Origin of the sequence: Paraburkholderia kirstenboschensis (assembly GCF_904848585.1) — a bacterium.
GTDB lineage: Bacteria > Pseudomonadota > Gammaproteobacteria > Burkholderiales > Burkholderiaceae > Paraburkholderia > Paraburkholderia kirstenboschensis.
The window spans coordinates 156,158-179,646 of the sequence record NZ_CAJHCR010000010.1 but is presented as its reverse complement, the minus strand read 5'-3'; the positions used below and the strand labels follow the sequence as shown (position 1 = coordinate 179,646).

Genomic DNA, 23,489 nt, shown 5'->3' with positions numbered 1-23,489 from the left:
CCTAGGGCGCGACTGCCTAGCCGTTCGTGCTGGTGCTGGCGCTCGTGTTCGTTTCCTGAACGGGGCGCCGTCCCGCCATGCCGCAGACGCCGAACCGTTCGAGCAGCGCCGGAATCGCGTCGACAGGAACAGGGCGCGAGAACAGGAAACCCTGCGCCTCGATATGACCGAGCGCGGCGAGCCACGCAATCTGCTCTTCCGTCTCCGTTCCTTCGACCACCACCGTCAGCCCCAGCGAGCGCGCCAGATTGACGATTGCGGTGACCATCACGCAAACGCTGCGGTCGCCCGGAATGGCCTGGACGAACGAGCGGTCCACCTTCAGCGTATCCACGGAAAAACGGTTGAGATACGACAGCGACGAATAGCCCGTGCCGAAGTCGTCGAGTGCGATCCGCACGCCGAGGCGCTTGAGCGCAAAGATTTTCTCGGAGACGAGTTCCGGATATTCCATCATCGCCGTTTCAGTGATTTCGAGTTCCAGACGGCGTGCGGAAATACCGCTTTCCTCGATGGCGTGCGACACCGTTTCGTACAGATCGCCGCGCCAGAACTGTACGGCCGAAATATTCACGGCGAGTGACAGCGTGTCGTAGCCTTGCTGCTGCCACACGGCCAGTTGACGGCACGCGGTCTCGATCACGAAGTCGCCGATCGGCACGATGAGGCCAGTGGACTCCGCGACCGGAATGAATTCGTTGGCCGGAATGAGCCCATGCTGCGGATGATTCCAGCGCACCAGCGCCTCGAAGCCGGTGATGCAGCGGCGCGTGAGATCGATCTTCGGCTGGTAGGCGAGAAACAGTTGCCCTTCGGCGAGCGCGACGCGCAACTGCTGCTCCCACTTCATCAGATGGTCGGCGCGATGCGACAGCTGCGGCGAATAGAACTGGTAGCAGTTCTTGCCCGCATCTTTCGCGCTGTACATGGCGAGGTCCGCTTTTTTCAGCAGGTCGATCTCGCTCTCGTTGGCGACCGAATAAAGCGCGATGCCGATGCTCGCATGCAGCACGAACGAACTGCCGCGCACTTCGAACGGTTTCGCGAAGGCCTCTGCCGCCGCTTCGGCGAGCGCGACCGCGCGCTTTTCGACATCGTCGCCCTTGATCACGACGACGAACTCGTCGCCGCCGATGCGGCTCAACGTGCCGTCGTCCGCAACCGCGGTGGAGAGCCGCGAGGCCGTCATTTGCAGCACGATGTCGCCGGCGTTGTGACCGAGCGTGTCGTTGACCGTCTTGAAGTTGTCGAGGTCGATAAACAGAATCGCGAGGCGGCCAAGGTTTGCCGGCTGCGCCACCTCGTGGCGCAGCGTCCGCAAGGTTGCATAGCGATTGCGCAAGCCGGTGAGCAGATCGTATTCGACCAGATGCGTCATTTCGCGCTCGCGGCCCAGCAGCTTGCCGATCAGGCCGGTTGCCACGGCGAAGAAGCTCAGCATGGCGAGCGAGATGAAACCCGCCATCAGCAGATAGACGTTGCGCGTGTGGTTGTAGTCGGCGAATTCCTCGGCTTGCGACAGACCGACCAGCACGCCGAGCGGATAACCGTCGATATGCCGGTACGACACGATGCGCGTGACGTTGTCGATCGAATCGACATAGGTGCCCGACACGTGTTCCGAGGTCGGATAGGAGCCGCTCGCCGAGAACGAGCCGTTCGCATTCACAGCGCTGCCGGTGCGGCGCGCGAGCACCCTGCCGTTGTCGGAGATGACCGCGATCACGCCTTCACGACCGATCGCCGCGTTGTTGTAGAAGTCGCTCGTGAAATAGCTCGGGTCTTCGGACACCACCACGACACCCGCAAACGTACCGTCCGGATGATTAAGGCGCCGCGTCATCTGCAAGGTCCAGTGACCCGACACGCGGCCAAGCACCGGCTTGCTGATATACAACTGGTCGTCGTTTTCGTGTTCGTGGACTTTGAAATGCTCGCGGTCCGACAGATCGATGCGCTTGGGATTGAGTTCGGCCGTATTGGCGATCAGCTTTCCGCGTTCATCGATCAGCGACACCTGCACGAGCGTCTCGCTTTGCACGACGCCTTTTTCGACTGTGCTGGCAAGATCGAAACGTCCCGGTGTTTTCTCGAACTCGTATTTGACAAACCGCGTGATCTGATCGACCTGGTGAATTGCCTTGACCGTATGCTGTTCGAGCGCCGCCGAGAGAATTGCGGCAGACGCCATGGCCTCGCGATAAGTGGCTTCTTTCTCGACCGAAAGACGCGCGAAGATCACGGTCCAAAGAAGCACCAGCACCAGTACGCCGAGCGCGGGAATCGCGAACAGCGCGCGCCGTCTCGACGCAGCGGGATCGCGGCGAGTTCTGGCTTCGCGCTGATCGGAGAAGCGGGTTTTGCTCATCAGGCGGCCCGTACCCGACTGGCGGCCGGTTGCGAACGCGCGAGCGTCGACTGCGCTGTTTTCATGAGTGGCTGCATGGTGACCAAGTTGCCGGAACTACTGCGCAAGAAGGGGCGTGGCCTGGCGCCTGATCGTTCGCACTTTGCGGGGTACGTTTCGATATTACTTAATGCCACTGGATTAAGGAAGGGTCCGGGCATCGGGTATACGCTGGCGCAGTCGGTGGCTGTACCGAGGCTGTTTTGCGACCCGTTCGGGTTGCGGTTTTGCGCCTTGTCTGGTGGCGCGCTCCATAGTCCACCGGTCCGCAACTCAGGGCATGAGCGGGATCGAACGGCGGTGCTCGTGCTATTCGGATGCTGCATCGGGATTCGGCGTTCCGGCATGGCGGCTGTCACGTGCGTGGTCTTCTTCAGGCAGTTTCGTTATGCGAATTGCATGGGCTCAGCACAGCGAGCGGCTTTTTGTGGCTAAACGTGGTTCAGCGTGGCCGAATGAGGCAAGTTGAGTGCGCCTGCTTCCAAGCTGCCTTGCAGGAGCCTTGCTATTGCTCCGTCGGACGCAGCGAGATGTAAGCAAACGATAGGCCGGTCACGGCATCCGGAACGTACCGTCGACGACGGTCACCGACGAGCCGCCAATCCACGTCTTGCCGTTCGTGTCGTCATAGCGCACGAAGACCTGGCCGGCGCGTCCCAGCGCCGTGCCTTGGCGCGCGGTGTAGCTGGCGCCCGGCCGCAGGTGCTGCGCACTCAGCAAACCGGCGAGCGCCGCATTGGCACTGCCCGTAACAGGGTCTTCGCCGACGCCGAACGCGCCGCCCGCCATCAGGCAGCGCACTTCGAACGTGGCAGGGCCGCCAGCCTCGTGCGGACCATAAACGGCGAGACCGTGCGTGCCCACCGATTGCGCGATGCGCGCAAGCGCTGCGGCGTCGGGTTCGAGCGCGAGACAGTCGCGCGCCGAATTCACGCGCACGACGAGCCACGGCGCGCCATTGTCGACAGCGCTCGGCGCGGCGCTGAAGTCTATCGCGTCGCTACGCAAAGCCGTAGAAAGTGCGGCGTATTGTTGTTCCGGCAACGACGCGATCCGTGCCGGCGGTGCGGCGAAGGCCCATGCGGCATGCATGTCGCCGGAGTCTTCATGAATGGACTGCATTTCGACGAGGCCCACGCCGCATTGCTGAACGAGCTTGCCCGGCTGCTTCGGCTGATAGCCGCTTTCGAGCAGCGCATGCGCGGTGCCGAGCGTCGGATGACCGGCAAAGGGCAACTCGCCGTGAGTCGTGAAAATGCGCACGCGATAGTCGGCGGCCGGATCTGTCGGCTTCAACAGGAAGGTTGTTTCGGACAGATTGGTCCAGTGCGCGATCGCCTGCATCTGATCGGCGCTGAGCGTGTCGGCGTCGAATACGACAGCAAGCGGATTGCCTTTGAACGGCACCGACGTGAACACGTCGACCTGTTTGAAACGAACGGTGTTGGCGGGCATCGGGCGCGGTCCGGCGATTCCTGCAGTTGATAGGGTTCGCGGATTCTATCTGGTGCCGGGGGAACGAGCTACCTCGCCACAAATGCAAAACGCGCCGCGGGTGATTGACACCTCGCGACGCGTTGATTGCGACCGGCCGGACGAACCGGCCTTCTGGATCGCAATGCGTTACTCGACTTCCGCGATCATTTCGATTTCGACGCATGCGCCGAGCGGAATCTGCGCGACGCCGAATGCCGAGCGTGCGTGCTTGCCGCGCTCGCCGAACACGTCGGCGACGAGTTCCGACGCGCCGTTCGTCACCAGGTGCTGCTCGGTGAAGTCGAGCGTGGAATTGACGAGACTCATCAGCTTGACGATGCGCGTGACGCGGTTGAGGTCGCCCACATGCGCGTGCAGCGTGGCGAGCAGGTCGATGGCGATGGAGCGTGCCGCGGCCTTGCCGTCTTCCGTGCCGAGATCCGCGCCGAGCTTGCCCGCCCACACCTTGCCGTCTTTCTTCGCGATGTGGCCGGACAGGTACACCGTATTGCCGCTTTGCGCGCTCATCACATAGGCGGCCGCCGGCGCGCCGGCGTTCGGCAATTCGATGCCCAGTTCCTTCAGCTTGTCATAAACATTAGTTTGAGCCATGTTGTGTCCTCGGTCGGTAATGAGAGGTGGTAGCGGCGAACGGGCCGGCTGGTTTCAGAGCTTGGCGCGGATCAGCGCTGCGAGACGCGACACGCCTTCGTCGATCTTCGCCGGCGGCACCGTGACGAACGACAGGCGCAATGTGTTGTGCTGCGCTTCGTTCGCGAAGAACGGACCGCCCGGCACGAACGCGACGTTTTGCGCGACCGCTTCCTCAAGCAGCTTCATGCTGTCGATTTGCGCGGGCAGCTTCACCCAGATGAACATGCCGCCTTCCGGACGATTCCACTGCACGCCTTCGGGCATGTAGCGTTCGAGCGAGGCGAGCATTGCCGCGCACTGGTCGCGGTAAAGCTCGCGAATGGTCGGCACATGCGTGTCGAGAAAGCCGTCCTTGATCACTTCATGGACGATGCGCTGCGTAAAGCTCGGCGTATGCAGGTCGGTGGCCTGCTTGGCCTGCACGAGTTTGAAGATCAACTCTTCAGGCGCGATGATGTAGCCGACGCGCAGACCAGGCGCCAGCACCTTGGAGAAAGAACCCAGGTGGACGATGTGGTCGGGCGCCATCGACAGCATGGTCGGCAGCGGTTCGCCCGCGTAATCCAGCGCGCCGTAGGGATCGTCTTCGATTACCGGGAACGGCGCGGTTTTCGCGAATTCGGCGAGCGCGCGGCGGCGCTCGACCGGCAGCCGGCGGCCAGTCGGGTTCTGGAAATTCGGTTGTGCATACAACAGGCGCGCACCGGCAGTGAGTTCAGGCGTGAGTCCTTCTGGAATCAGCCCTTGCTCGTCAGTCGGCACCTGGACGTAGGCCGGTTCGTACATGGAGAACGATTGCAGCGCGCCGAGATAAGTCGGCGTTTCGACGAGCACGGGGCTTTGCGGACAGACCAGTACTTTGCCGAGCAGATCGAGCGCCTGCTGGGAGCCGGTTGTGATCAGCACCTGGCTTGGGCGAATCTGCGCGCCGTTCACCGAATAGCGCTTCGCGACCCACTCGCGCAGCGGCGCATAGCCTTCCGTTGCGCTGTACTGGAGCGCCGCGGCGGGCGAGTCGCGCAGAATGCGGTCGGACGCTTCGCGCATGCGTTCGGCCGGGAACGTGGCCGGCGAGGGCAGGCCGCCCGCGAACGAAATGACTTCGGGCCGTTCCGTGACCTTCAGAATCTCGCGGATCGCCGAGCTGGTGAGCTTGCGTGCGCGTTCGGACAATTGCCACGTGGGGGCTTTCAAGTCGCTTTGGTCCATGGTCTCCTCTGCTGGTATCTCTGGAACCTGTCAAAACTTCGATTATCGCGCGAGTCGGCGACCCGCGCGCGCTGGCTATTTAAGGGTCCGTAGACCGTTGGGTGTTTCGAATTCGGCAGTGAGCGCGGCCGGGGCCGCCGCGTCGTCTGTCGGGTGCAGCTCGATCAGATGCGCGGCGCCTAGCCACTGCAATTGCGCGGCCACCGTATCGGCTTGCGGATGCTGGCCTTTCAACGTTTTTAGCGCGATGCCGGTTTCTGGCAATAGCGTCGACGGATGCCGCGCCGTGTCCCACTGGATGAGCGTGGGCAGCACGCCATCGCCCGCGCCTTGCCAGGAGGGAAAGGCGCCGTCATCCGCAATGGACAGGCCCCAGCTGAACTCGCCGCGCGTGAGCGGCACGATCGGCGGGATGCGCTGCGGGTACTGGGCCTGCCACGTCGGCAGATGCTTCGGCCGGTCCACGCGGACGACCCAATGCGACAGGTACGGCCCGTTTTCGAGCCGCGCGTGCGTAGCGGGGTCGTCGAGCGCGAAGAGGCGCGCGCGCGGCGCGGCGCCGGTCGCCGATTCGTGCGCAGCGTCGGCATGCGGATCGACTGCGATCACTTCCAGATAGGCGCCGCCCCACAGGTTCAGCAGGCGGTTGTGGGTTCGCATCAACGGATGCGCGCCGCCGCCTGCCGGTGCAACGCCGAGAATGTCGGCGACGTACTGCGTGCCCTCGTCGAGCGTGCGGGCGGAAACGACGAGATGATCGAGACGAAGCGGATGTGCGGTCATTGCAGATTGGGAAAACTGGTTTTTACATCAGATCGGACCCACGCCGCGCGCAGGGTATGCGGGTGCCCGGGGACGTAAGCATAACCGTTCGCGGGGCGGCGGCTTCCTCGCGAACGTGCGATTACCGGGCGGTGCGACGTTTTTGCGGCTGGTTGTCGGCAATGGGCCGTGTGTTTGTTTGCGAGGGCACGTGCCGTTAGCTTGCCGGCTTGCCCTATCGGCTCGCTCGCCGGCAACGCTGCAAACAGCGCGCGCGTCGGACAGCGCGATGAGCGGGATCGCCGCCCGGCTCGTTCACTCAAGCATTCCGTTAAGCGTGCCGTCGAGCACACCGTCGAGCATGCCGCGCCCTTCACCCAGCGCACTTTTCTGTCTCAAATGTAGCGGCGACGACCTGCACAGTAACGGTACAATCGACTCGATACCGTTCGGTACAGTTGGAGTGCGTCTATGTCCGTCCCGCTTACACAGATTCCCGCCCCGCACGACACGGCGTCGCTGACGCTGGTCGAGCAGCTCGTGCAATGGGCCCGCCGCCGCATTGAAGAACGCGTGTTTCGCCCTGGCATGCGCATGCCGTCGATCCGCAAGCTGGCGCTCGACAAAGGCGTGTCGCGATTCACGGTGGTCGAGGCATACGAGCGGCTCGTCGCCCAGGGTTACCTCGAGTCGCGGCGCGGCTCGGGTTTCTTCGTGCGCGAGCGTCTGGCGGGCGCGGCGGTTTCGGAACTCCGTCCGGTCGCGCAGGAGCCCGCGCCGGCGACCATCGACGTGGTCTGGCTGCTGCGCAATATGCTGCACACCGGCGCGCGCCCGGAGCGCAGTCCTGGTCTCGGCTATCTGCCGGCGCGCTGGCTCGACGGAGAGTTGATCACCAACGCGCTGCGCACGCTGGGCCGGCAAAGCGGCGCGCAGATGCTGGGGATCGGCACGCCGCTCGGTTTTCTGCCGCTGCGCCAGCAATTGCAGACGCGGCTGGAGGAACTGGAGATCGGCGCGTCGCCCGAGCAGATCGTGATGGTGTCGGGCATCACGCAGGCGATCGACCTGATTTCGCGCATTTATGTCAAGGCGGGCGATTCGGTGATCGTCGGCGATCCTGCGTGGTTCCAGATGTTCGGGCGTTTCGCCTCGCAAGGCGCACGGCTCCTCGGCATGCCATATACACCGGACGGCCCGGACCTCGACGCGCTCGAATCGCTGGTGCAGACGTGGCGGCCCAAGATGCTGGTGATCAATTCCGTGCTGCAGAATCCGACCGGCACGTCGCTGACGGCCGCGCAGGCGTTCCGCATTCTCCGGCTTGCCGAGGCGTACGACTTCATCGTGGTGGAGGACGACATCTACGGCGATCTCTGTCCGCCGAGCTATGCCGGCACGCGTCTCGCGAGCCTCGATCAGTTAAAGCGCGTGATCTATCTGGGCAGTTTTTCGAAGACTCTCGCGCCGAATCTGCGCGTCGGTTTCATCGCATGCGCGCTGGAAGTCGCAAAGGCGGTCAGCGACCAGAAAATGCTGGTCGGCATGACGAGCCCGGAGTTGAACGAGCGCGTGCTGTACAAAATCCTCACCGAGGGTCATTACCGGCGCCACGTTGAGCGGCTGCGCGCGCGGCTCGACAGCGTGCGCGAAAAATCCGTGCGGATGCTGGAGAAGACCGGCCTCAAGCTCTTCCTGACGCCCACGGCGGGAATGTTCGTGTGGGCCGACACCGGAGTCGACGCCGACGGCCTCGCCGCCGCGGGCCACGAAGCCGGTTTTCTGCTGACGCCCGGCAGCCTTTTTTCGCCGCAGCAGTCGCCCACCACGTGGATGCGCTTCAATATCGCCAATTGCGGCGATCCGGAACTGGCGACGTTCTTGTGCCGTTATCTGGACGGCGTTGCGCGCCGCGCCTCTTGAAACCGCGCCGGATCGCCCTTATTTAGACGGACGATCCGGCGGCACGGCACCGTACACCGGCAATCCGGCCCCCGTGCCACGCCTGACCCGAAGCGCATCTGCAATACCCGATTCGCAAAAACCCGATTCGCAACAGAGAGGAAGTCCGACCATGGCACAAGAAACCATGAGCTTTCAGGCAGAAGTGAAACAGCTTCTGCAACTGATGATCCATTCGCTGTACAGCAACAAGGAAATCTTTTTGCGCGAGCTGATTTCCAATGCGTCCGACGCGGCCGACAAGCTGCGTTTCGAAGCGATTGAAAACAGCGGGTTGTACGAGAACGACCCGAATCTGCGCATTCGCGTGTCGTACGACAAGGACGCGCGCACCATCACGATCGACGATAACGGCATCGGCATGAGCCGTGACGAAGCAATCGCCAACCTCGGCACGATCGCGCGCTCGGGCACCAAGGAATTTTTCGGCAAACTGTCGGGCGATCAGCAGAAAGACGCTGCGCTGATCGGGCAGTTCGGCGTGGGCTTCTATTCGGGCTTCATCGTCGCGGACAAGATCACCGTCGAGACTCGCCGCGCCGGATTGCCGGCGTCGGAAGGCGTGCGCTGGGAAAGCGCGGGCGAGGGCGATTTCGCCGTCGAGCAGATCGAGCGCGCCGCGCGCGGCACGACCATCACGCTGCATCTGCGTGCGGATGAAGACGAGTTGCTGTCGTCCCATCGCCTTAAGTCGATCATTCAGCGGTACTCGGATCACGTCGCGCTGCCCATTCTGATGAAGAAGGAAGAGTGGGACGCGGAAAAGAGCGCGATGGTCACGAAGGACGAGGACGAGACCGTCAATCAGGCGAGCGCGCTGTGGACCCGCGCGAAGAACGACATCACCGAAGAGCAGTACAAGCAGTTTTATCAGCATCTGTCGCACGATCATCAGGATCCGCTCACGTGGACGCATAACCGTGTCGAAGGCCGTAGCGAATACACGCAGTTGCTGTACGTGCCGAGCCACGCGCCATTCGACCTGTGGAACCGCGATCATCGAGGCGGGCTTAAGCTGTACGTGAAGCGCGTGTTCATCATGGACGACGCCGAGCAACTGCTGCCCGCGTACCTGCGCTTCGTGAAGGGCGTGGTCGATTCGAGCGATCTGCCGCTTAACGTCTCGCGTGAAATCCTGCAGGAAAGCCGCGACGTCAAGGCGATCCGCGAGGGCGTGACCAAGCGCGCGCTGTCGATGCTGGAAGATCTGGCCAACTCGGATAACGACGCCGACAAGCAAAAGTACGCCGGCTTCTGGAAGGAGTTCGGGCAGGTGCTGAAGGAAGGCATCGGCGAAGACTTTGCGAATCGCGAGCGTATTGCCAAGCTCGTGCGCTTTGCCTCCACGCATACGGAAACGCCGGAGCAGAACGTGTCGCTCGCCGATTACGTCGCGCGCATGAAGCCCGAGCAAAGCAAGATCTACTATGTGACCGCCGACACCTGGCAGGCCGCAACCCACAGCCCGCATCTCGAAGTGTTCCGCAAGAAGGGCGTGGAAGTGCTGCTGCTGACCGATCGCGTGGACGAATGGATGCTGTCGTTCCTGAACGAATTCGACGGCAAGCCGCTGCAAAGCGTGGCGCGCGGCGATCTGGATCTTGGCGCGCTGAACGACGAGGAGAAAGAGGCGCAGGAAAAGGTGAGCGAGGAGCTCAAGCCGCTCGTCGAGAAGATGAAGGAAGCGTTGAAGGACAAGGCAAAAGACGTGCGCCTCACGTTCCGCCTGACCGATTCGCCGTCGTGCCTCGTAGCCGACGACGGCGAGATGAGCGGTTACCTGCAGCGCATGCTGAAGGCCGCAGGGCAGCAGGCGCCCTCGTTCCATCCGATTCTGGAAGTGAATCCGGAGCATGCACTCGTAAAGGGCTTGCATGCCGATAGCGCGAACTTCGACGACTGGTGCCACCTGCTGTTCGACCAGGCGTTGCTGGCCGAAGGCGGCGCGCTTGAAGATCCGGCGAGCTTCGTGAAGCGTACGAATGCGTTGTTGCTTGCGCGCGCGAATTGAGCGTGATCGAATTGAGCGTGATCGCGTAGCGTCGAACCGGCGCTCAACGTAGTGAAAGGGAAAATGCGCTGCTTCGGCAGCGCATTTTTTTTGCCGCGCACTTTGTGGTGTTATGAACGGGCCGAAAGAAATCCGGATCGGTCACGGCGCGTGCATTAACGGTCGAGTGTTAGCCCGTGCAAGTGACGCACTTGCGCGAGCACGCTCCCGGCCAGCTCCTTGGCCTCGAAACTGGAATGGTGATCGCCGAGCACTTGCGCCGCGAGGCTGCCGATTGCCGCGCTGGTCTGTTTAGAACTGTGGTGTTGCGCGAGCGCTGAGCCGGCTAGCTCTTTCTCGATATGCGTGGCGCCCTGGCGAGCCAATACGACCGACGCAAGATGCGCGATGCGGTCAGAAGTTTCCTTCGCGTTCGTAGTATTCACCTTACTCCCTGCTGCTAGTTGTAGATTTGCTCGACACCTTGGACCTTCTTCGACATCGCGCAAAATTAATTATGGTTAACTAACTAAAACTAATCAACGACCATAAATTGAGATTAGTTTATGAGACGCAGGGCACGGCATTATCCTGGTCATCGCGCTTCGAAACTGGGACGCTTGAAGATCAGGCACGTTCTTCGAGCCACTTTCTGTACAAGCCGTGCGCGTGGAAATCTCTTTTGCGATTGAAGCGCCTGCGCGTTGCGGCACTTTCTGAGATTTCATGTCCGATTCCGCTTTGGCCGCCCCGGCGGTACTGATCAATGTCACAACGCCTCTCGAGACGGTTCATCTTCTGTGGTCGGTTCTGCGCGAGGAGGGCCTCCACGCCGCAGTGCTGCGCGCGGCCGAACTGGCTGCCGCTGGTGTGACATGGCAGTTGCACGCCGATCTGCACGCGAGCGCGGGGCGCTTCGAAGCGGCGTATCACAGCGCATCGCAGGCACAACCGGAAGCCAGCGGCGCGCGCCATGCTCGCCTTGCGTTATTCGCGGACGCGCTCGGCCGCGGCGAGGTCGCGCGGCATCACAGCGAAATCGCGGTCGCCGCGCAGCCGCTTGCCACCACGCTTGAATGGATCGTCTGGCTCATCAACGGCTGTGGCGCGCATTCGGCGGCGGCGCATATGTTGCGCGCCTATCGGCAGCGAGCGCCGCGCGACGCGCGCGCGCCGTGGTGGCTTGCTATTTCGCTCGGTGCGCTCGGTGGGCAAGGCGGTCCCGGCGCGAGCGAGGAGCGGCGCGCGGCGCTAGCGAGCGCATACGCGCTCGACCCGGCCGTCGATCCGGCGTTGCCGTTGCAACTCGTGCTGGCATTGCGCGAGATGCGCGACTGGGCTGCCGTCGAGCAAGTGTGCCGCGAGGCGCTGGCGCGCAATCCCGCAGACGCGGAGATGGCCTGGCAGCTCAGTCACGCGCAATGGCAGTGCAACGACGCAGCCGCAGCCGAGGCGACCATGCGCGCCGCGAATGCTGCGTCGCCAGGCAATGCCGACGTGCTCGCCGCGATTGGCCTCTATCTATGCGAGCAGGCACGCTACGGGGAAAGTGCCGCAATCTTGCACGAAGCACTAGCGGTCAATCCAAACGCGGTGACACCGGCAATCGATCTCGCCGACCTCGACTTGCGGCACGGCGCATGGACAAGCGGCTGGAAGCGTTTTGAGGCACGGCTCGCACGCGACGACCGCGAGCCGAACAATATCGTTTCGGTCATGGCTCGCCTGTGTCCGCGCTGGCAAGGCGAAGCACTCGCCGGCAAGACGCTTGTCGTGCACAGCGAACTGGGCAACGGCGACGACATCCACATGGTGCGCTATGTGCCGCAACTTGCCGCCCACGTGCGCCAGGAGGGTGGCAGGCTCGTGCTCTGTGTGCGCAAGTCGTTGCACGCGCTGCTCACGCGTTTTTACGCGGACTGTGTGTCCATCGAAGACGGCCCGCTCGGCGCGCCGGATTACAGCCTGCCCATCATGAGCTTGCCGCTCGTGCTGGATCTGCAGCCGCAGCAGGTCCGGGGCGATGCGTATCTTCATGCCGACCCGAACAAGGTGAGCGCATGGCGCGAGCGGCTACACAGACAGACGCCGCAGGCGAGACTGCATGTCGGGCTCGTGTGGGCGGGAAGCCCTACGCATCGTCGCGACGAGAAGCGTTCGATTGCGCGCGCAACGCTTGAACCGTTGCTGTCGCTTGCCGATGTCATGTTCTATTCGCTTACGCCAGGACGTGCGGCCGACGTCGCGGTGTTGACCGCGCAAGGTTATCGCGTGTGCGACATGACGGCGCAATACCACTCCGGCTTCGACGACGTTGCCGCCCATCTCGGTGCGCTCGACGCGCTGGTTACGATCGACAGTGCACCGTTGCATCTTGGCGGCGCGTTAGGGCGGCCGGTGTTCGCGATGCTCGACCACGTGTCGCATTGGGCGTGGGGCAACGAAGAGGCGCAACCTTGGTACGACTCGCTGGAGCTCTTCAGGCAGCCGCAGCCGGGGCACTGGGCCCCGGTCATCCAGCGAGTAACGGCGCGCCTGCAAGCGCTGATGGCAGCCGGCGCGAGCAGCACGAACTCGAGCCACGCAACGCATCCGGCTGTAAGCGGCTGATGGCAAAGCCCATGCGCGATTCAGCTTTATTACGCAGCGAGGCTGCGCCAGGCGACGCAGAAGCACTGCATCAGCTCGGCCTTGCATACTTTCGCGAGGGCGCGCTCGAGCGTGCCTGCGAGCAGTTGGATCGCGCACTGAACGTCGCCCCCGACCGTGCGGATATCTGGGAGCATCGCGGGCTGCTTGCCGTGCTGCGCGGCGATCGTATCGCGGCCGAGGCGTTCTACCATCGGGCGCTGAACATAGGCGGTGGCAGTGCCAGCGTTCATCGGAATCTTGCCGATTGCCTGAAGCTGTCTGCGCGATTCACCGAGGCGCGCCAGCACTATCAAACCGCGTTGCACTTCGAGCCCGCTTTGCACCATGCGGTTCGCGCGCTCGCGCAGATCTGCACGGAACAGGAACAGCATGCCGACGCAGCGAACTATTGGCTGCGCGCGTGGGCACTCGACCCTGCGAACCTTGCAGATGCGTTCATGCTGATCGCGGCCTTGTCGAAAGCGCAGCGCGATGCCGAGATCGGCGATCTGTTGCCGGCCCTGCGCGCACGCTGCAGCTCCGATGCAGCAGCTCTCCAGCAGCTCGCATTCGCTCTGAACGGCGCGCATCGTTTTGCCGACGCGCTCGGCGTCGCGCGGCAGGGAATCGGCGTCGAACCGCACAACGCCTGGCTGCATCACAACGCGTCGTTCGCGCTCAATATGCTCGGCGACGTCGAACAAATGCAGATGCATACCGCCGAGGCCGCGCGGCTCATGCCCGACGACCCATCCATGCAGTTCAACCTCGCCGCGGCACAGCTCCGCGCGGGCGATTTCGAACGAGGCTGGAAGCAATACCGGTGGCATGACGCGCTACCGGAAAATCACGATCTGGTTCGCCCCGATTTCCCAGAGTGGCAAGGCGAGCGCGTTCTCGGCTGCCGCTTCCTGCTAATCGGCGAACAGGGGCTTGGCGATCAGATCCAGTTTCTGCGTATGGCCGACTGGCTGCATCGCCGAGGCGCGCAAGTGGACGTCTGGGTCCAAGAGCCGCTTGGCGACGTGGCGCGCCATGCGGCCGGCGTGCATGCGGCCTGGACCACGGCGCCGCCCGGCCCGTATGACTACTGGTGCCGCATGTTGAGCATGCCGGCGCATATGAACCTCGAATTGTCGATGTTGCCGCTTGCCACGGCTTATCTGCAAGCAAAGCCCGCAGAGGTGCAGCGTTGGCGTGACCGCCTGGAGGTATTCGGTCCTGTCAAGGCGCAACGGACGTTCACAAAGCGCGTCGGCATCGTTTGGGCGGGCAATCCCGCGTATGCGCTCGACCGCTATCGGTCCATTGCGCTTCAGCAATGGCGGCCGCTTCTGGAGCAGCCGGGCGTGCGTTGGTTCTCGTTGCAGAAAGGGGATGCACAGCGCGACGCGGCGGCTTTGCCGAAGGGTGTCGACCTGCACGTCCTCGGGCCGCAGATTCACAGCTTCCTGGATACGCTGGCGATTATTCAGTCGCTCGATCTGGTCGTTACAGTAGACACCGCGGTCGCGCATCTAGCCGGGGCATGCGGCACGCCGGTCTGGGTGCTGGTGCCCACCTTCACAGACTGGCGCTGGATGGTCGAGCGCGCCGATAGTCCGTGGTATCCGTCAATGCGGCTTTTCAGGCAGCGTGAGTTGAATCGGTGGGAAGCGGTGCTCGCTGACGTCGCGCAGGCACTGCAGGAGTATGTCGGGAGGTGAGTCGGTAGCTGAGCCGGGCGCACACGGCGCAGCCGGCCCTGGGTGTTACCAGCGTAGTCCGCCTGACGCGGCTGGTGCCTACTTCTTGCCCATTAACGTTTCCATGGTTTCGCCGCGCACGACGATCTCAGTGCGGCGATTGAGCGCGCGTCCTTCGGGCGTGTCGTTGCTTGCAACCGGATTGTTGTACGCGTTGCCCTTGGTGCGGATACGCTCCATCGTCACGCCGCGCGCCACGAGCGCGTAACCCACGGCGGTCGCGCGCGCTTCCGAGAGTTGCTGGTTGTAGTCGAGCGTGCCGATATTGTCCGTGTAGCCTTCGACGATGATCGGCTTCTTGCTGCGCTTGAGCAGCACCGCGGAACGGTCGACCACCGCGCTCGCGTCGCCGCGCACTTGCGACTTGTTGAAATCGAACAGTGCTTTCTCGGGCAGCTTCACGGCGACGCCGTCGGCGACCGGTGCGACCTCGATGCCCACGGCCTTGTTCAACGACGTCTCAGTATCGCGGTTCAACGGCGCCGCGCAGCCAGCCACCAGCAGCACCGACATTGCGCAGGCGCTCATGCTCAGAATTTTCTTCATGCTTGTTCTCTCGTTCGTTTGCAGATCGGATGGCGCGCCCGTCGATAGCGGGCGAATCGCCGGTTCGTAAAGCACGGAGGTTTTATCGTGGGTCGCGGCGATGGAGAATCGGACCTTTCCGAAATCGGCGACTTGATGGAGGGTTTCGATACCGATTTGGCGGTGAAGCTGAATCGTCGGAAAAGGCGCGTGCGTGCCGGGCAATCGTCCGACAGTCGCGCCGTTATAATCCGAACCCATGCCTATCCGTTTCGATGCCGCCGACGCGCACTGGCGCGTCGCTCCCTTGCCTGGCCTCAGCGCCGCGCAGAAAGACTGGTTGACCCGTGGCGGTTCGCTGACCGCGCATCTGCGCGCGCTCGGCGAAGTCGCTGTGCGCGTCACGCATGAAGGTGTGGCGTTGGCCTGGGCCGACGAGCATGCCGCGCTGGGTCTTCGCGTGCGCGCGCCGGTGTGGGTGCGCGAGGTCGTCTTGTCGGTCGACGCCGTGCCCTTTGTCGCCGCGCACAGTGTTGCGCCCTTGGCCGCGAGCGTCGGCGTATGGCAGGCCACGCGACGCTTGCGCACGCGGCCGCTCGCGGAACTGCTGTATAGCGACAGCAGCGTCGCGCGTTCCGCGCTAGTCAGCCGCCGCGTGACCGCGCGGCATCCGCTCTACCGGTTGGCGACGCGTGAAGTCAGCGGGACGCCGCCGCACGCACTGGCGGCGCGCCGCTCGGTGTTCGAGCGGCATGGCGAGCCGCTGATGGTCACCGAATGTTTCTTGCCGGCACTGTGGACGCATCTCGCGTCTCTGTCGAATTTGGGCGGCGCTCACCACTCAATCGCTCCCACCGCCGATGCCATGCCCGCAGGTCACCCGCGCATGCGCGAACATGGCCGGCCGATCGAGCACACGGCATCGCGCGCGCATCCTGCGACGCGTGCCGCCAGTGAGCGGAGCCGATAATGTTGCGCGGCTTTCCCCCGGTTGTCGCCGCCGACACACATACGCTGATTCTCGGCAGCTTTCCCGGCGAGGCGTCGCTCGCAGCGACCCAGTACTACGCGCATCCGCGCAACCAGTTCTGGCGTTTGCTGGGCGCCGTGCTCGACGACCCGCTCGCGGAACTCCCCTACGAAGAGCGGCTGCGGCGTGTGCTTTCTCATGGGATCGGCGTGTGGGACGTGCTCGCCGCGTGCCATCGCGAGGGCAGTCTCGATGCGGCCATTCGCAACGCGCAGCCGAACGACTTTGCATCGCTGCGCGAACACGCGCCGAAGTTGAGCAAGGTCTGCTTCAACGGCAAGACGGCGGGCCGCTTCGCGCCGGTGATAGGCGAGGCGGGCTACATGACCCTCGTGTTGCCTTCGTCAAGTCCGGCGAATGCTATGCTCTCGTTCGATCAAAAATTGCGCTTGTGGCGCGACATCCTGACATGACGAAACTCATCAAGCGCGCTTCGGCTGAAGCGCGTGCATTTCGCAACCGCAACGCTGACGGCGCGGGCAAGCGCGTCGTCGCGCGCAACAAGAAAAAGACATCGCACGACGACGATCTGCACGACGCGCCGCAAATCGAAACGCCGCGCAAGCCGCGTTTTGCGCCCGTCACGTTCTCGGAAGAGGGCGGCGTGCGTTATCTGCATTTCGGCACGGAATGGGTGCAAGGCGCGATGCGTCTGCGCAAGCCGGACCACATCGAACTCGAATACGCGCAGCAAATGATGGCGTGGTTGCTGTTCATCGAAACGCCCCGGCGCATCGTGCAACTCGGCCTCGGTGCGGCTGCGCTCACCAAGTTCGCGCATCGCTTCCTGAAGCGCGCCAAGGTCGATGCGGTCGAAGTGAACCCGGCGGTGGTCATCGCCGCTCGCGCGATGTTCGAGTTGCCGCCAGACGACGCGCGCCTCACGGTGCATGAGACGGACGCGTGGGACTTCGTCAACGACCGTGCAAACCACGGCACGATCGGCGCATTGCAAATCGACATTTACGATGCAACGGCGCGCGGCCCGGTGCTCGACAGCGTCGGCTTCTATCGTGCGGCTCGCGCGTGCCTGACCGATGCAGGCGTGGCAACGGTGAATCTTTTCGGCGATCACCCGAGCTTCGTGCGCAACATGAAGCGTCTGAACGAAGCGTTCGACGGTCGCGTCGTCGCGCTCCCGGAAGTGCACGACGGCAACCGCATCGCGATTGCGTTTTCCGGCCCCGTGCTCGACGTGCCGTTCACGGCGCTGCAAACACGCGCGAAGCTGATCGAAGCGGAACTCGGCTTGCCCGCGCGCAAGTGGATCAAGGGTCTGCAGGAGTCGACCGGACAGACGGGCGCGTCGTTCGTCATCTGATCGCATTCAGCCGCAAGGGGCCGGGCCATGACGGACCGGCCTCGCCCTGACGAACGTCGCATCCGCGCGACGGAATTCAGATCTGCTATCTATCCGGCATTGCGCCGCGAATCCGCTGTTTTCTCCTCCACACGCGAACACCGCCGAGGCCGCAAGACCCGCGCCGCGCGTGGGTCCTGGCCAGGTCGCTCCGCCCGGCTGGCATCCGCTGAAACACCGTCCTGCCGGCTCTGACAGCAGTGCCAATGCCTCGGGTCCTCCCTGCTTGACCGCACGTTCGCGGCTCCTATACTCTTTCGAGGCTTTCGGGGTACTCGTGTCACACGCGGGGCGATCCTCCGCGGGCTTGCTGCCGCGAGCCGGTTTTCCGCGTGGCGGTCCAGCACCCGTCGAACACGGGCCAACATTTCAATAATAGGAAGAGGAGACGTCATGGCTCACGACGCCGACGCGAATAAAGCCAGCAAGCACTGGCTCTGGCTGTTGCTGTTGCCCTGGATCGCCATGGTCTGGGTGCCGTCGTACAACAAGGTCGAACCGGTATTGTTCGACTTTCCGTTTTTCTACTGGTATCAGCTTCTCTGGGTGCTGATCAGCGCAGTCATTACGGCGCTCGTCTATATGAAGACCAAGACGCGCTCGTCGGGCCGTCCTCAGGGGGACGCACGATAATGAACGCCATCGCAACTTTCGTCTTCGTTCTATTTTTCATCGGCGTCACGATTCTCGGTTTTATCGCGGCGCACTGGCGGCGCGGCGATCTCGCGCATCTGGAAGAGTGGGGTCTCGGCGGCCGGCGCTTCGGCACCATCGTCACCTGGTTTCTGCTCGGCGGCGACCTCTACACCGCGTACACCTTCATCGCTGTGCCGGCGCTGGTATTCGGTGCGGGCGCAACCGGTTTCTTCGCGCTGCCGTACACCATTCTGATCTACCCGTTCGCGTTCGTCGTGTTCCCGAAACTGTGGAGCATCGCGAAACGTCAGGGCTACGTGACGTCGGCGGACTTCGTGTCGGCACGCTACGGCAGCCGCATGCTCGCTCTCGCGATCGCCGTGACCGGCATCGTCGCGACCATGCCGTACATCGCGTTGCAACTGGTCGGGATCGAAGTGGTGATCGGCGCGCTCGGCTTCGACACGAAGGGCTTCGTCGGCGATCTGCCGCTGATCATCGCGTTCGCTATCCTGGCCGCGTACACGTACACGTCGGGCTTGCGCGCGCCGGCCATGATCGCCGTGGTCAAGGACGTCCTGATCTACGTCACGATCTTCGCTGCGGTCATCGTCATTCCGCCGCAACTGGGCGGCTTCGGCCACATCTTTGCATCGGTGCCGCCGGCCAAGTTGCTGCTGAAGGCGCCGGACGTGTCGAGTCTGAACGGCTATAGCGCGTATGCGACGCTCGCGGTGGGTTCGGCGCTCGCGCTGTTCCTGTACCCGCACTCGATCACGGCGGTTTTGTCGTCGAAATCGGGCAACACGATCCGCCGCAATATGGCAATGCTGCCGGCTTACTCGCTCGTGCTCGGTTTGCTCGCGCTGCTCGGTTTCATGGCGCTTGCCTCGGGCGTGAAAGACATGCCGGAATTCGCGCCGTACTTCAAGGCGTTCGGCCCGAACTTCGCGGTGCCGGCGCTGTTCCTGCACTTCTTCCCGTCGTGGTTCGTCGGCGTGGCGTTCGCTGCCATTGGTATCGGCGCTCTGGTGCCGGCGGCGATTATGTCGATTGCGGCAGCGAACCTCTACACGCGCAACATCCACAAAGAGTTCGTGAACCGCAATATGACGCACGAACAGGAGACCAACGTCGCGAAGCTGGTATCGCTGATCGTCAAGGTCGGCGCGGTGGCGTTCATTCTCGGCCTGCCGCTCACCTACGCGATCCAGTTGCAATTGCTCGGCGGCATCTGGATCATCCAGACGCTGCCCGCAATCGTGCTCGGCCTGTACACGCGCGTGCTCGACTATCGCGGCTTGCTGCTCGGCTGGGCAGTCGGCATCGCGACCGGCACGTGGATGGCTGTTTCGCTGAAGCTCGCCGGTTCCATCTTTACGATCCACCTGTTCGGCATGGCGATTCCGGGCTACGCGGCGGTCTGGTCGCTGATCGTGAACCTGGTGGTGGCCGTGGTGGTGAGCCTGCTGGTGCGCGCGTTCGGCATGCAGCGCGCCGAAGACCGCACAAGTCCGGAAGATTATCTGGACGTGGTCGAAAGCTAAGCGTCGCAGGCTAGTCGGGCGGCTGGGCATGCCGGCCGGCAAGTGAAACGATGCAACGGAAACCGCAGCGCCCGCAGACGAAAGTCTGCGGGCGTTTGTGTTTGCGGCGCACTCCAGGGCACGATAGCGGGACCGTCTCTCAAAGCGTCGCTAACTCCACCATGGCTCCTGCCGATTCCCGCACCGTGATTCCGCGCCGCTCGGCGGTGAGCCGGATGGTTCGCGCGATCACCTCGCCGTATTACCGCTATCGACACGCGAAGGTCCTGCACAGCCTGCGCGTGGGACTGGCGATGCTGTTCTCGATCCTGGCGACAACCGGTATCGACATTCCGCACGGCATCTGGTCGTCGGTGACGCTGCTCGTGGTGATCGGCGGTTTGCAGCACCACGGCAATATCCGCAAGAAAGCGGCGGAGCGGGCCGCGGGCACCTTGCTCGGGGCGTCGATCGGGCTGCTGCTGATCGTGCAGCAGAATCTGCTTGGCTCGCTGCCGCTCACCTATATGTTGATGTCCATCCTCGCCGCAATCTGCGCGTGGTTCGCGATCGGTTCGTCCGGCTATATCGGGCTGTTGACGGCGATCACGATGTGCATCGTCGCGGGGCATGGCGACAATCTGATCGACGTCGGCCTGTGGCGAACGCTGAACGTGTTGATCGGCATTGTGATTGCGCTGGCCTTTTCATTCGCGCTGCCGCTGCACGCCACGTATTCGTGGCGCTACGGTATTGCGGCCAATCTGCGCGAGTGCGCGCAAATCTATACGCGTTTGCTGGAAGGCGAAACGATTAGCGAGGAGGAGCAGGTGAAGCGGTTCCTCGCGATCAACCGGCGGCTCGTGCAATTGCGTTCGCTGATGCCTTCGGTGGCCAAGGAAATCGATGTGCCGCAGGCGAAGCTCGAGGAGATTCAGCGGCTGCATCGCTCGGTGCTGAGTTCGCTCGAACTGCTTGCGACCGGTCCACTGATGCAGGCCGGCGCAGCCGCGCGTACCGCGTATGCCGAACAGTGCGGCGCGGAGGTGCGGGCCGTGCGCGCCATTCTGCTGGCGATTGCGCGCGGCCTGCGCTTTGGCCGCGCGACGCATTTTGGGATTCCGGCGGGCGGGGGGCAGGTGGCCTGCGGTCCGGTGGCCGGCAAACCGGCGGCAGGCGATCCGGTGGCCGGCAAACCGGTGGCGCGCAAACCGGCGGCCGGCGATCCGGTGGCGGGCGATCCGGTGGCGGGCGATCTGGCCGCGTCGCCGCTCGCGCAAACCGCGGGCAACGCGGCGCTTAAACTGCCGCCCGACTTGCAAGGCCCGTATTGGCTCGGGCAGCGGCTCGCGGAACAGGTGGACCGCCTGCGCGCAGCGTTGCTCGAGACAGAGGTGAACTGGAACATCGAGCGGCGCTCGCGGGTTTTGCAGAAGGCTTAGGTGGAGGAGGTGGGGGGAAGTTGGTCACGGTTCCCGGCAGTGGCTGCGGCCGCGACAGTGACGCCCGCTCTCTCCCTGCCCGCCGCGATAACAGTAGTAGCGGCAGCGACCGTCGCCGCGGCGGCAGGCAACTACAGCGACATCATCGCCATCGCGCGGGGTCAAGGTTGCGCGCCCCGCGGCCCTAACCATCGGTCACTTATGCGCCCGCCACCGCCCTGACCGCCGGTCACTCATGCGGCAGCGTCACCATCCACATCAGGCCGAAGCGGTCCACGGCCATGCCGAAGCCTTTGCTCCAGAACGTCTCGCCCCATGGCATCACGATCTGGCCGCCGTCGGCGAGTGCGTTGAAGTATTTTTGCGCCGATGTCGTGTCGTCCGCCGTCAGCGACAGGCTGAAGCCGCTCATGGGCTTCGCGTCCTGATCGCAATTGCCGTCGGACGCCATCCACTGCGTTGAGCCCATCTGGACGTTCGCATGCATGATCTTGTCTTCGACGCCGGCACGCGGCGGGTTCTGCGGGTCGGGCGGCGCGTCCTTGAAGCGCATCATGAACGTGACCTCGGCACCGAGGTGCTGGCGATAATAGTCGAGCGCTTCTTCGCAGCGTCCGTTGAAAAATACGTAGGGTTGAACTTCCATCATCGTCTCCCGAAATATGGATGTGGACGCCCTGGCGCCGTACGGCAGGCGTAGGCGCAGGCGTGCAGACCATTTTAGGCAACGGTTTTCGGGTGATTGTGACTTTGTGTCGTGAGGAAAAGACGGCTTGCTGGCAACCCCCGAAGGGCGCGTCAGAGGATGAGCGGATACGCGGTAAACGGCACGCGGCCCCGAACCATAAGCTTCGGGGCCGCGTGTTGTAGCGCTGGTGTTGCGGCGCGTTGCTGCGCTTACTGTGATCGCCTGCGGTGGTGGCCGATTCTTGCCTGGGTACGACGACCGCAGCGGCTGACGCAGGCGTTTAGCGCAGCGCTTCGATCAGTTTTTCCAGCTTGACTGCGTCGGCCGCAAACGCGCGGATGCCTTCAGCGAGCTTTTCGGTTGCCATGGCCTCGTCGTTGACGAGGAAGCGGAACGACGCTTCGTCGACCGGCACGCGTTCGATGTTGGCATCTTTCGCGATATCTGGCGAGAGCTTGCGCTCCACCTTGTCGGTGCTTTCCTGCAGCTTTTGCAGCAGATCCGGGCTGATGGTCAGCAAATCGCAGCCGGCCAGTTCCAGAATCTGACCCGTCGTGCGGAAGCTCGCGCCCATCACCTCGGTCTTGTAGCCGAATTTCTTGTAGTACGCGTAAATGCGGCGCACGGACTGGACGCCCGGGTCGTTCGCGCCGCCGTCCTTCGCTTCGTCCCATGCACTGCCGGCGTTTTTCTTGTACCAGTCGTAAATGCGGCCGACGAACGGCGAGATCAGCTTCGCCCCGGCGTCGGCACAGGCAGCGGCCTGGGCGAGCGAGAACAGCAGCGTCATGTTGCAGTTGATGCCTTCTTTCTGGAGCACTTCGGCCGCGCGTACGCCTTCCCACGTGGAAGCCAGTTTGACCAGCACGCGTTCCCGGTCGATGCCGTGCGACTTGTAGAGCGCGATGATTTCGCGGCCCTTGGCGATCGACCCTTGTACGTCGAACGACAGGCGCGCATCCACTTCGGTCGACACGCGCCCAGGGATGATTTTCAGGATTTCGGTGCCGAAAGCGATCAGCAACTGGTCGATGATCGCGCCCAACGGCTTCGACGCATGGTCTTTGACCGTTTTTTCGAGCAGCGGCCGGTAGTCGTCTTTCTGGACGGCCTTCAGGATCAGCGACGGATTGGTGGTCGCGTCCTGCGGCTTGTACTGCGCGAGTTGCTGGAAGTCGCCGGTATCGGCCACGACCGTGGTGTATTGCTTGAGTTGATCGAGTGCGGTTGTCATATTCGTGCCTTCAGAGGGCGCATGCGCCGTGGTTCAGGAGAACGAGGTCGCCGCCGGAATGAAAGACCGGGCCCGGCGGCCGCGAGTCACGCTGCAGCACTTGCCCGATGTTGCCGGGAAACGCTGCCGGATGCTTCTATTTTATGGCGGATCGTCGGATGTAGTGTTGACAGTTGGCAGCGGCGATCCGTTCACAGCTATTTCACAGCAAT

General features: G+C 63.3%; 19 protein-coding genes. 10 read left to right on the top strand and 9 right to left on the bottom strand.

Features of this window, described 5'->3' with window-relative positions; translation table 11 throughout:
- Positions 1 to 16: 16 nt before the first annotated feature.
- The 5 genes from JMY24_RS23970 to JMY24_RS23950 form a co-directional block, all read right to left on the bottom strand.
- Positions 17 to 2,368 carry a bifunctional diguanylate cyclase/phosphodiesterase gene (locus JMY24_RS23970; protein WP_128585504.1) on the bottom strand — a complete coding sequence of 784 codons (2,352 nt, stop codon included), beginning with the start codon at positions 2,366 to 2,368 and terminating at the stop codon, positions 17 to 19.
- Positions 2,369 to 2,959: 591 nt separating this feature from the next.
- Positions 2,960 to 3,862: a PhzF family phenazine biosynthesis protein gene (locus tag JMY24_RS23965; protein WP_201703033.1), complete on the bottom strand. Its 903-nt coding sequence runs from the start codon at positions 3,860 to 3,862 to the stop codon at positions 2,960 to 2,962.
- 168 nt (positions 3,863 to 4,030) lie between these two features.
- The gene (locus JMY24_RS23960) at positions 4,031 to 4,495 is read right to left on the bottom strand and encodes a RidA family protein (protein WP_128594655.1); all 465 of its coding nucleotides are present in this window, start codon (positions 4,493 to 4,495) and stop codon (positions 4,031 to 4,033) included.
- 54 nt (positions 4,496 to 4,549) lie between these two features.
- Positions 4,550 to 5,746 carry an aminotransferase-like domain-containing protein gene (locus tag JMY24_RS23955; protein WP_201703031.1) on the bottom strand — a complete coding sequence of 399 codons (1,197 nt, stop codon included), beginning with the start codon at positions 5,744 to 5,746 and terminating at the stop codon, positions 4,550 to 4,552.
- Between the two features lie 75 nt (positions 5,747 to 5,821).
- Positions 5,822 to 6,529 (bottom strand): VOC family protein, encoded by a 708-nt coding sequence (locus tag JMY24_RS23950; protein ID WP_201703029.1) that lies wholly within the window; start codon positions 6,527 to 6,529, stop codon positions 5,822 to 5,824.
- A gap of 450 nt (positions 6,530 to 6,979) precedes the next feature.
- Here JMY24_RS23950 and JMY24_RS23945 point away from each other — a divergent pair, with 450 nt between their 5' ends.
- Both JMY24_RS23945 and htpG read left to right on the top strand, forming a co-directional pair.
- Positions 6,980 to 8,431 carry an aminotransferase-like domain-containing protein gene (locus JMY24_RS23945; protein ID WP_128594656.1) on the top strand — a complete coding sequence of 484 codons (1,452 nt, stop codon included), beginning with the start codon at positions 6,980 to 6,982 and terminating at the stop codon, positions 8,429 to 8,431.
- Positions 8,432 to 8,582: 151 nt separating this feature from the next.
- A complete protein-coding gene (gene htpG / locus JMY24_RS23940) occupies positions 8,583 to 10,481 on the top strand; it encodes a molecular chaperone HtpG (RefSeq protein ID WP_128585500.1) in 1,899 nt (632 codons plus the stop codon).
- 155 nt (positions 10,482 to 10,636) lie between these two features.
- Here the strand turns inward: htpG and JMY24_RS23935 are convergent, their stop codons facing one another.
- Positions 10,637 to 10,906: a hypothetical protein gene (locus JMY24_RS23935; protein WP_128594657.1), complete on the bottom strand. Its 270-nt coding sequence runs from the start codon at positions 10,904 to 10,906 to the stop codon at positions 10,637 to 10,639.
- 280 nt (positions 10,907 to 11,186) lie between these two features.
- On the opposite strand from JMY24_RS23935, the gene JMY24_RS23930 reads away from it, so the two are divergent.
- Together JMY24_RS23930 and JMY24_RS23925 are read left to right on the top strand one after the other, a co-directional pair.
- Positions 11,187 to 13,070: a tetratricopeptide repeat protein gene (locus tag JMY24_RS23930; RefSeq protein ID WP_201703028.1), complete on the top strand. Its 1,884-nt coding sequence runs from the start codon at positions 11,187 to 11,189 to the stop codon at positions 13,068 to 13,070.
- 11 nt (positions 13,071 to 13,081) lie between these two features.
- A complete protein-coding gene (locus JMY24_RS23925; protein WP_164853431.1) occupies positions 13,082 to 14,797 on the top strand; it encodes a hypothetical protein in 1,716 nt (571 codons plus the stop codon).
- A 78-nt stretch (positions 14,798 to 14,875) separates the two neighbouring features.
- Here the strand turns inward: JMY24_RS23925 and JMY24_RS23920 are convergent, their stop codons facing one another.
- The gene (locus JMY24_RS23920) at positions 14,876 to 15,382 is read right to left on the bottom strand and encodes an OmpA family protein (protein WP_128594660.1); all 507 of its coding nucleotides are present in this window, start codon (positions 15,380 to 15,382) and stop codon (positions 14,876 to 14,878) included.
- A 238-nt stretch (positions 15,383 to 15,620) separates the two neighbouring features.
- Here JMY24_RS23920 and JMY24_RS23915 point away from each other — a divergent pair, with 238 nt between their 5' ends.
- The 6 genes from JMY24_RS23915 to JMY24_RS23890 all read left to right on the top strand — a co-directional run bounded on the left by JMY24_RS23915 (position 15,621) and on the right by JMY24_RS23890 (position 21,355).
- On the top strand, positions 15,621 to 16,331 hold the full coding sequence (locus JMY24_RS23915; RefSeq protein WP_201703027.1) for a chorismate--pyruvate lyase family protein: 711 nt from the start codon (positions 15,621 to 15,623) through the stop codon (positions 16,329 to 16,331).
- Complete coding sequence (locus tag JMY24_RS23910) at positions 16,331 to 16,804, top strand: DNA-deoxyinosine glycosylase (RefSeq protein WP_128594662.1); 474 nt, start codon at positions 16,331 to 16,333, stop codon at positions 16,802 to 16,804. The genes JMY24_RS23915 and JMY24_RS23910 overlap by 1 nt, the downstream gene beginning before the upstream one ends.
- Positions 16,801 to 17,712 carry a class I SAM-dependent methyltransferase gene (locus JMY24_RS23905; RefSeq protein ID WP_128594663.1) on the top strand — a complete coding sequence of 304 codons (912 nt, stop codon included), beginning with the start codon at positions 16,801 to 16,803 and terminating at the stop codon, positions 17,710 to 17,712. The genes JMY24_RS23910 and JMY24_RS23905 overlap by 4 nt, the downstream gene beginning before the upstream one ends.
- A 432-nt stretch (positions 17,713 to 18,144) precedes the next feature.
- Positions 18,145 to 18,384, top strand: coding sequence for a DUF3311 domain-containing protein (locus JMY24_RS23900; RefSeq protein WP_128591032.1), 240 nt, complete (start codon positions 18,145 to 18,147; stop codon positions 18,382 to 18,384).
- A complete protein-coding gene (mctP, locus tag JMY24_RS23895) occupies positions 18,384 to 19,934 on the top strand; it encodes a monocarboxylate uptake permease MctP (protein WP_128594664.1) in 1,551 nt (516 codons plus the stop codon). Before JMY24_RS23900 ends, mctP begins: the two co-directional genes overlap by 1 nt.
- 161 nt (positions 19,935 to 20,095) lie before the next feature.
- Positions 20,096 to 21,355, top strand: coding sequence for an FUSC family protein (locus tag JMY24_RS23890; protein ID WP_201703026.1), 1,260 nt, complete (start codon positions 20,096 to 20,098; stop codon positions 21,353 to 21,355).
- A 229-nt stretch (positions 21,356 to 21,584) separates the two neighbouring features.
- Here JMY24_RS23890 and JMY24_RS23885 read toward each other — a convergent pair whose 3' ends face one another.
- Both JMY24_RS23885 and tal read right to left on the bottom strand, forming a co-directional pair.
- Positions 21,585 to 22,001, bottom strand: coding sequence for a VOC family protein (locus JMY24_RS23885; protein ID WP_128594666.1), 417 nt, complete (start codon positions 21,999 to 22,001; stop codon positions 21,585 to 21,587).
- Between the two features lie 322 nt (positions 22,002 to 22,323).
- Positions 22,324 to 23,277 (bottom strand): transaldolase, encoded by a 954-nt coding sequence (tal, locus tag JMY24_RS23880; RefSeq protein ID WP_128594667.1) that lies wholly within the window; start codon positions 23,275 to 23,277, stop codon positions 22,324 to 22,326.
- Positions 23,278 to 23,489 lie beyond the last annotated feature (212 nt).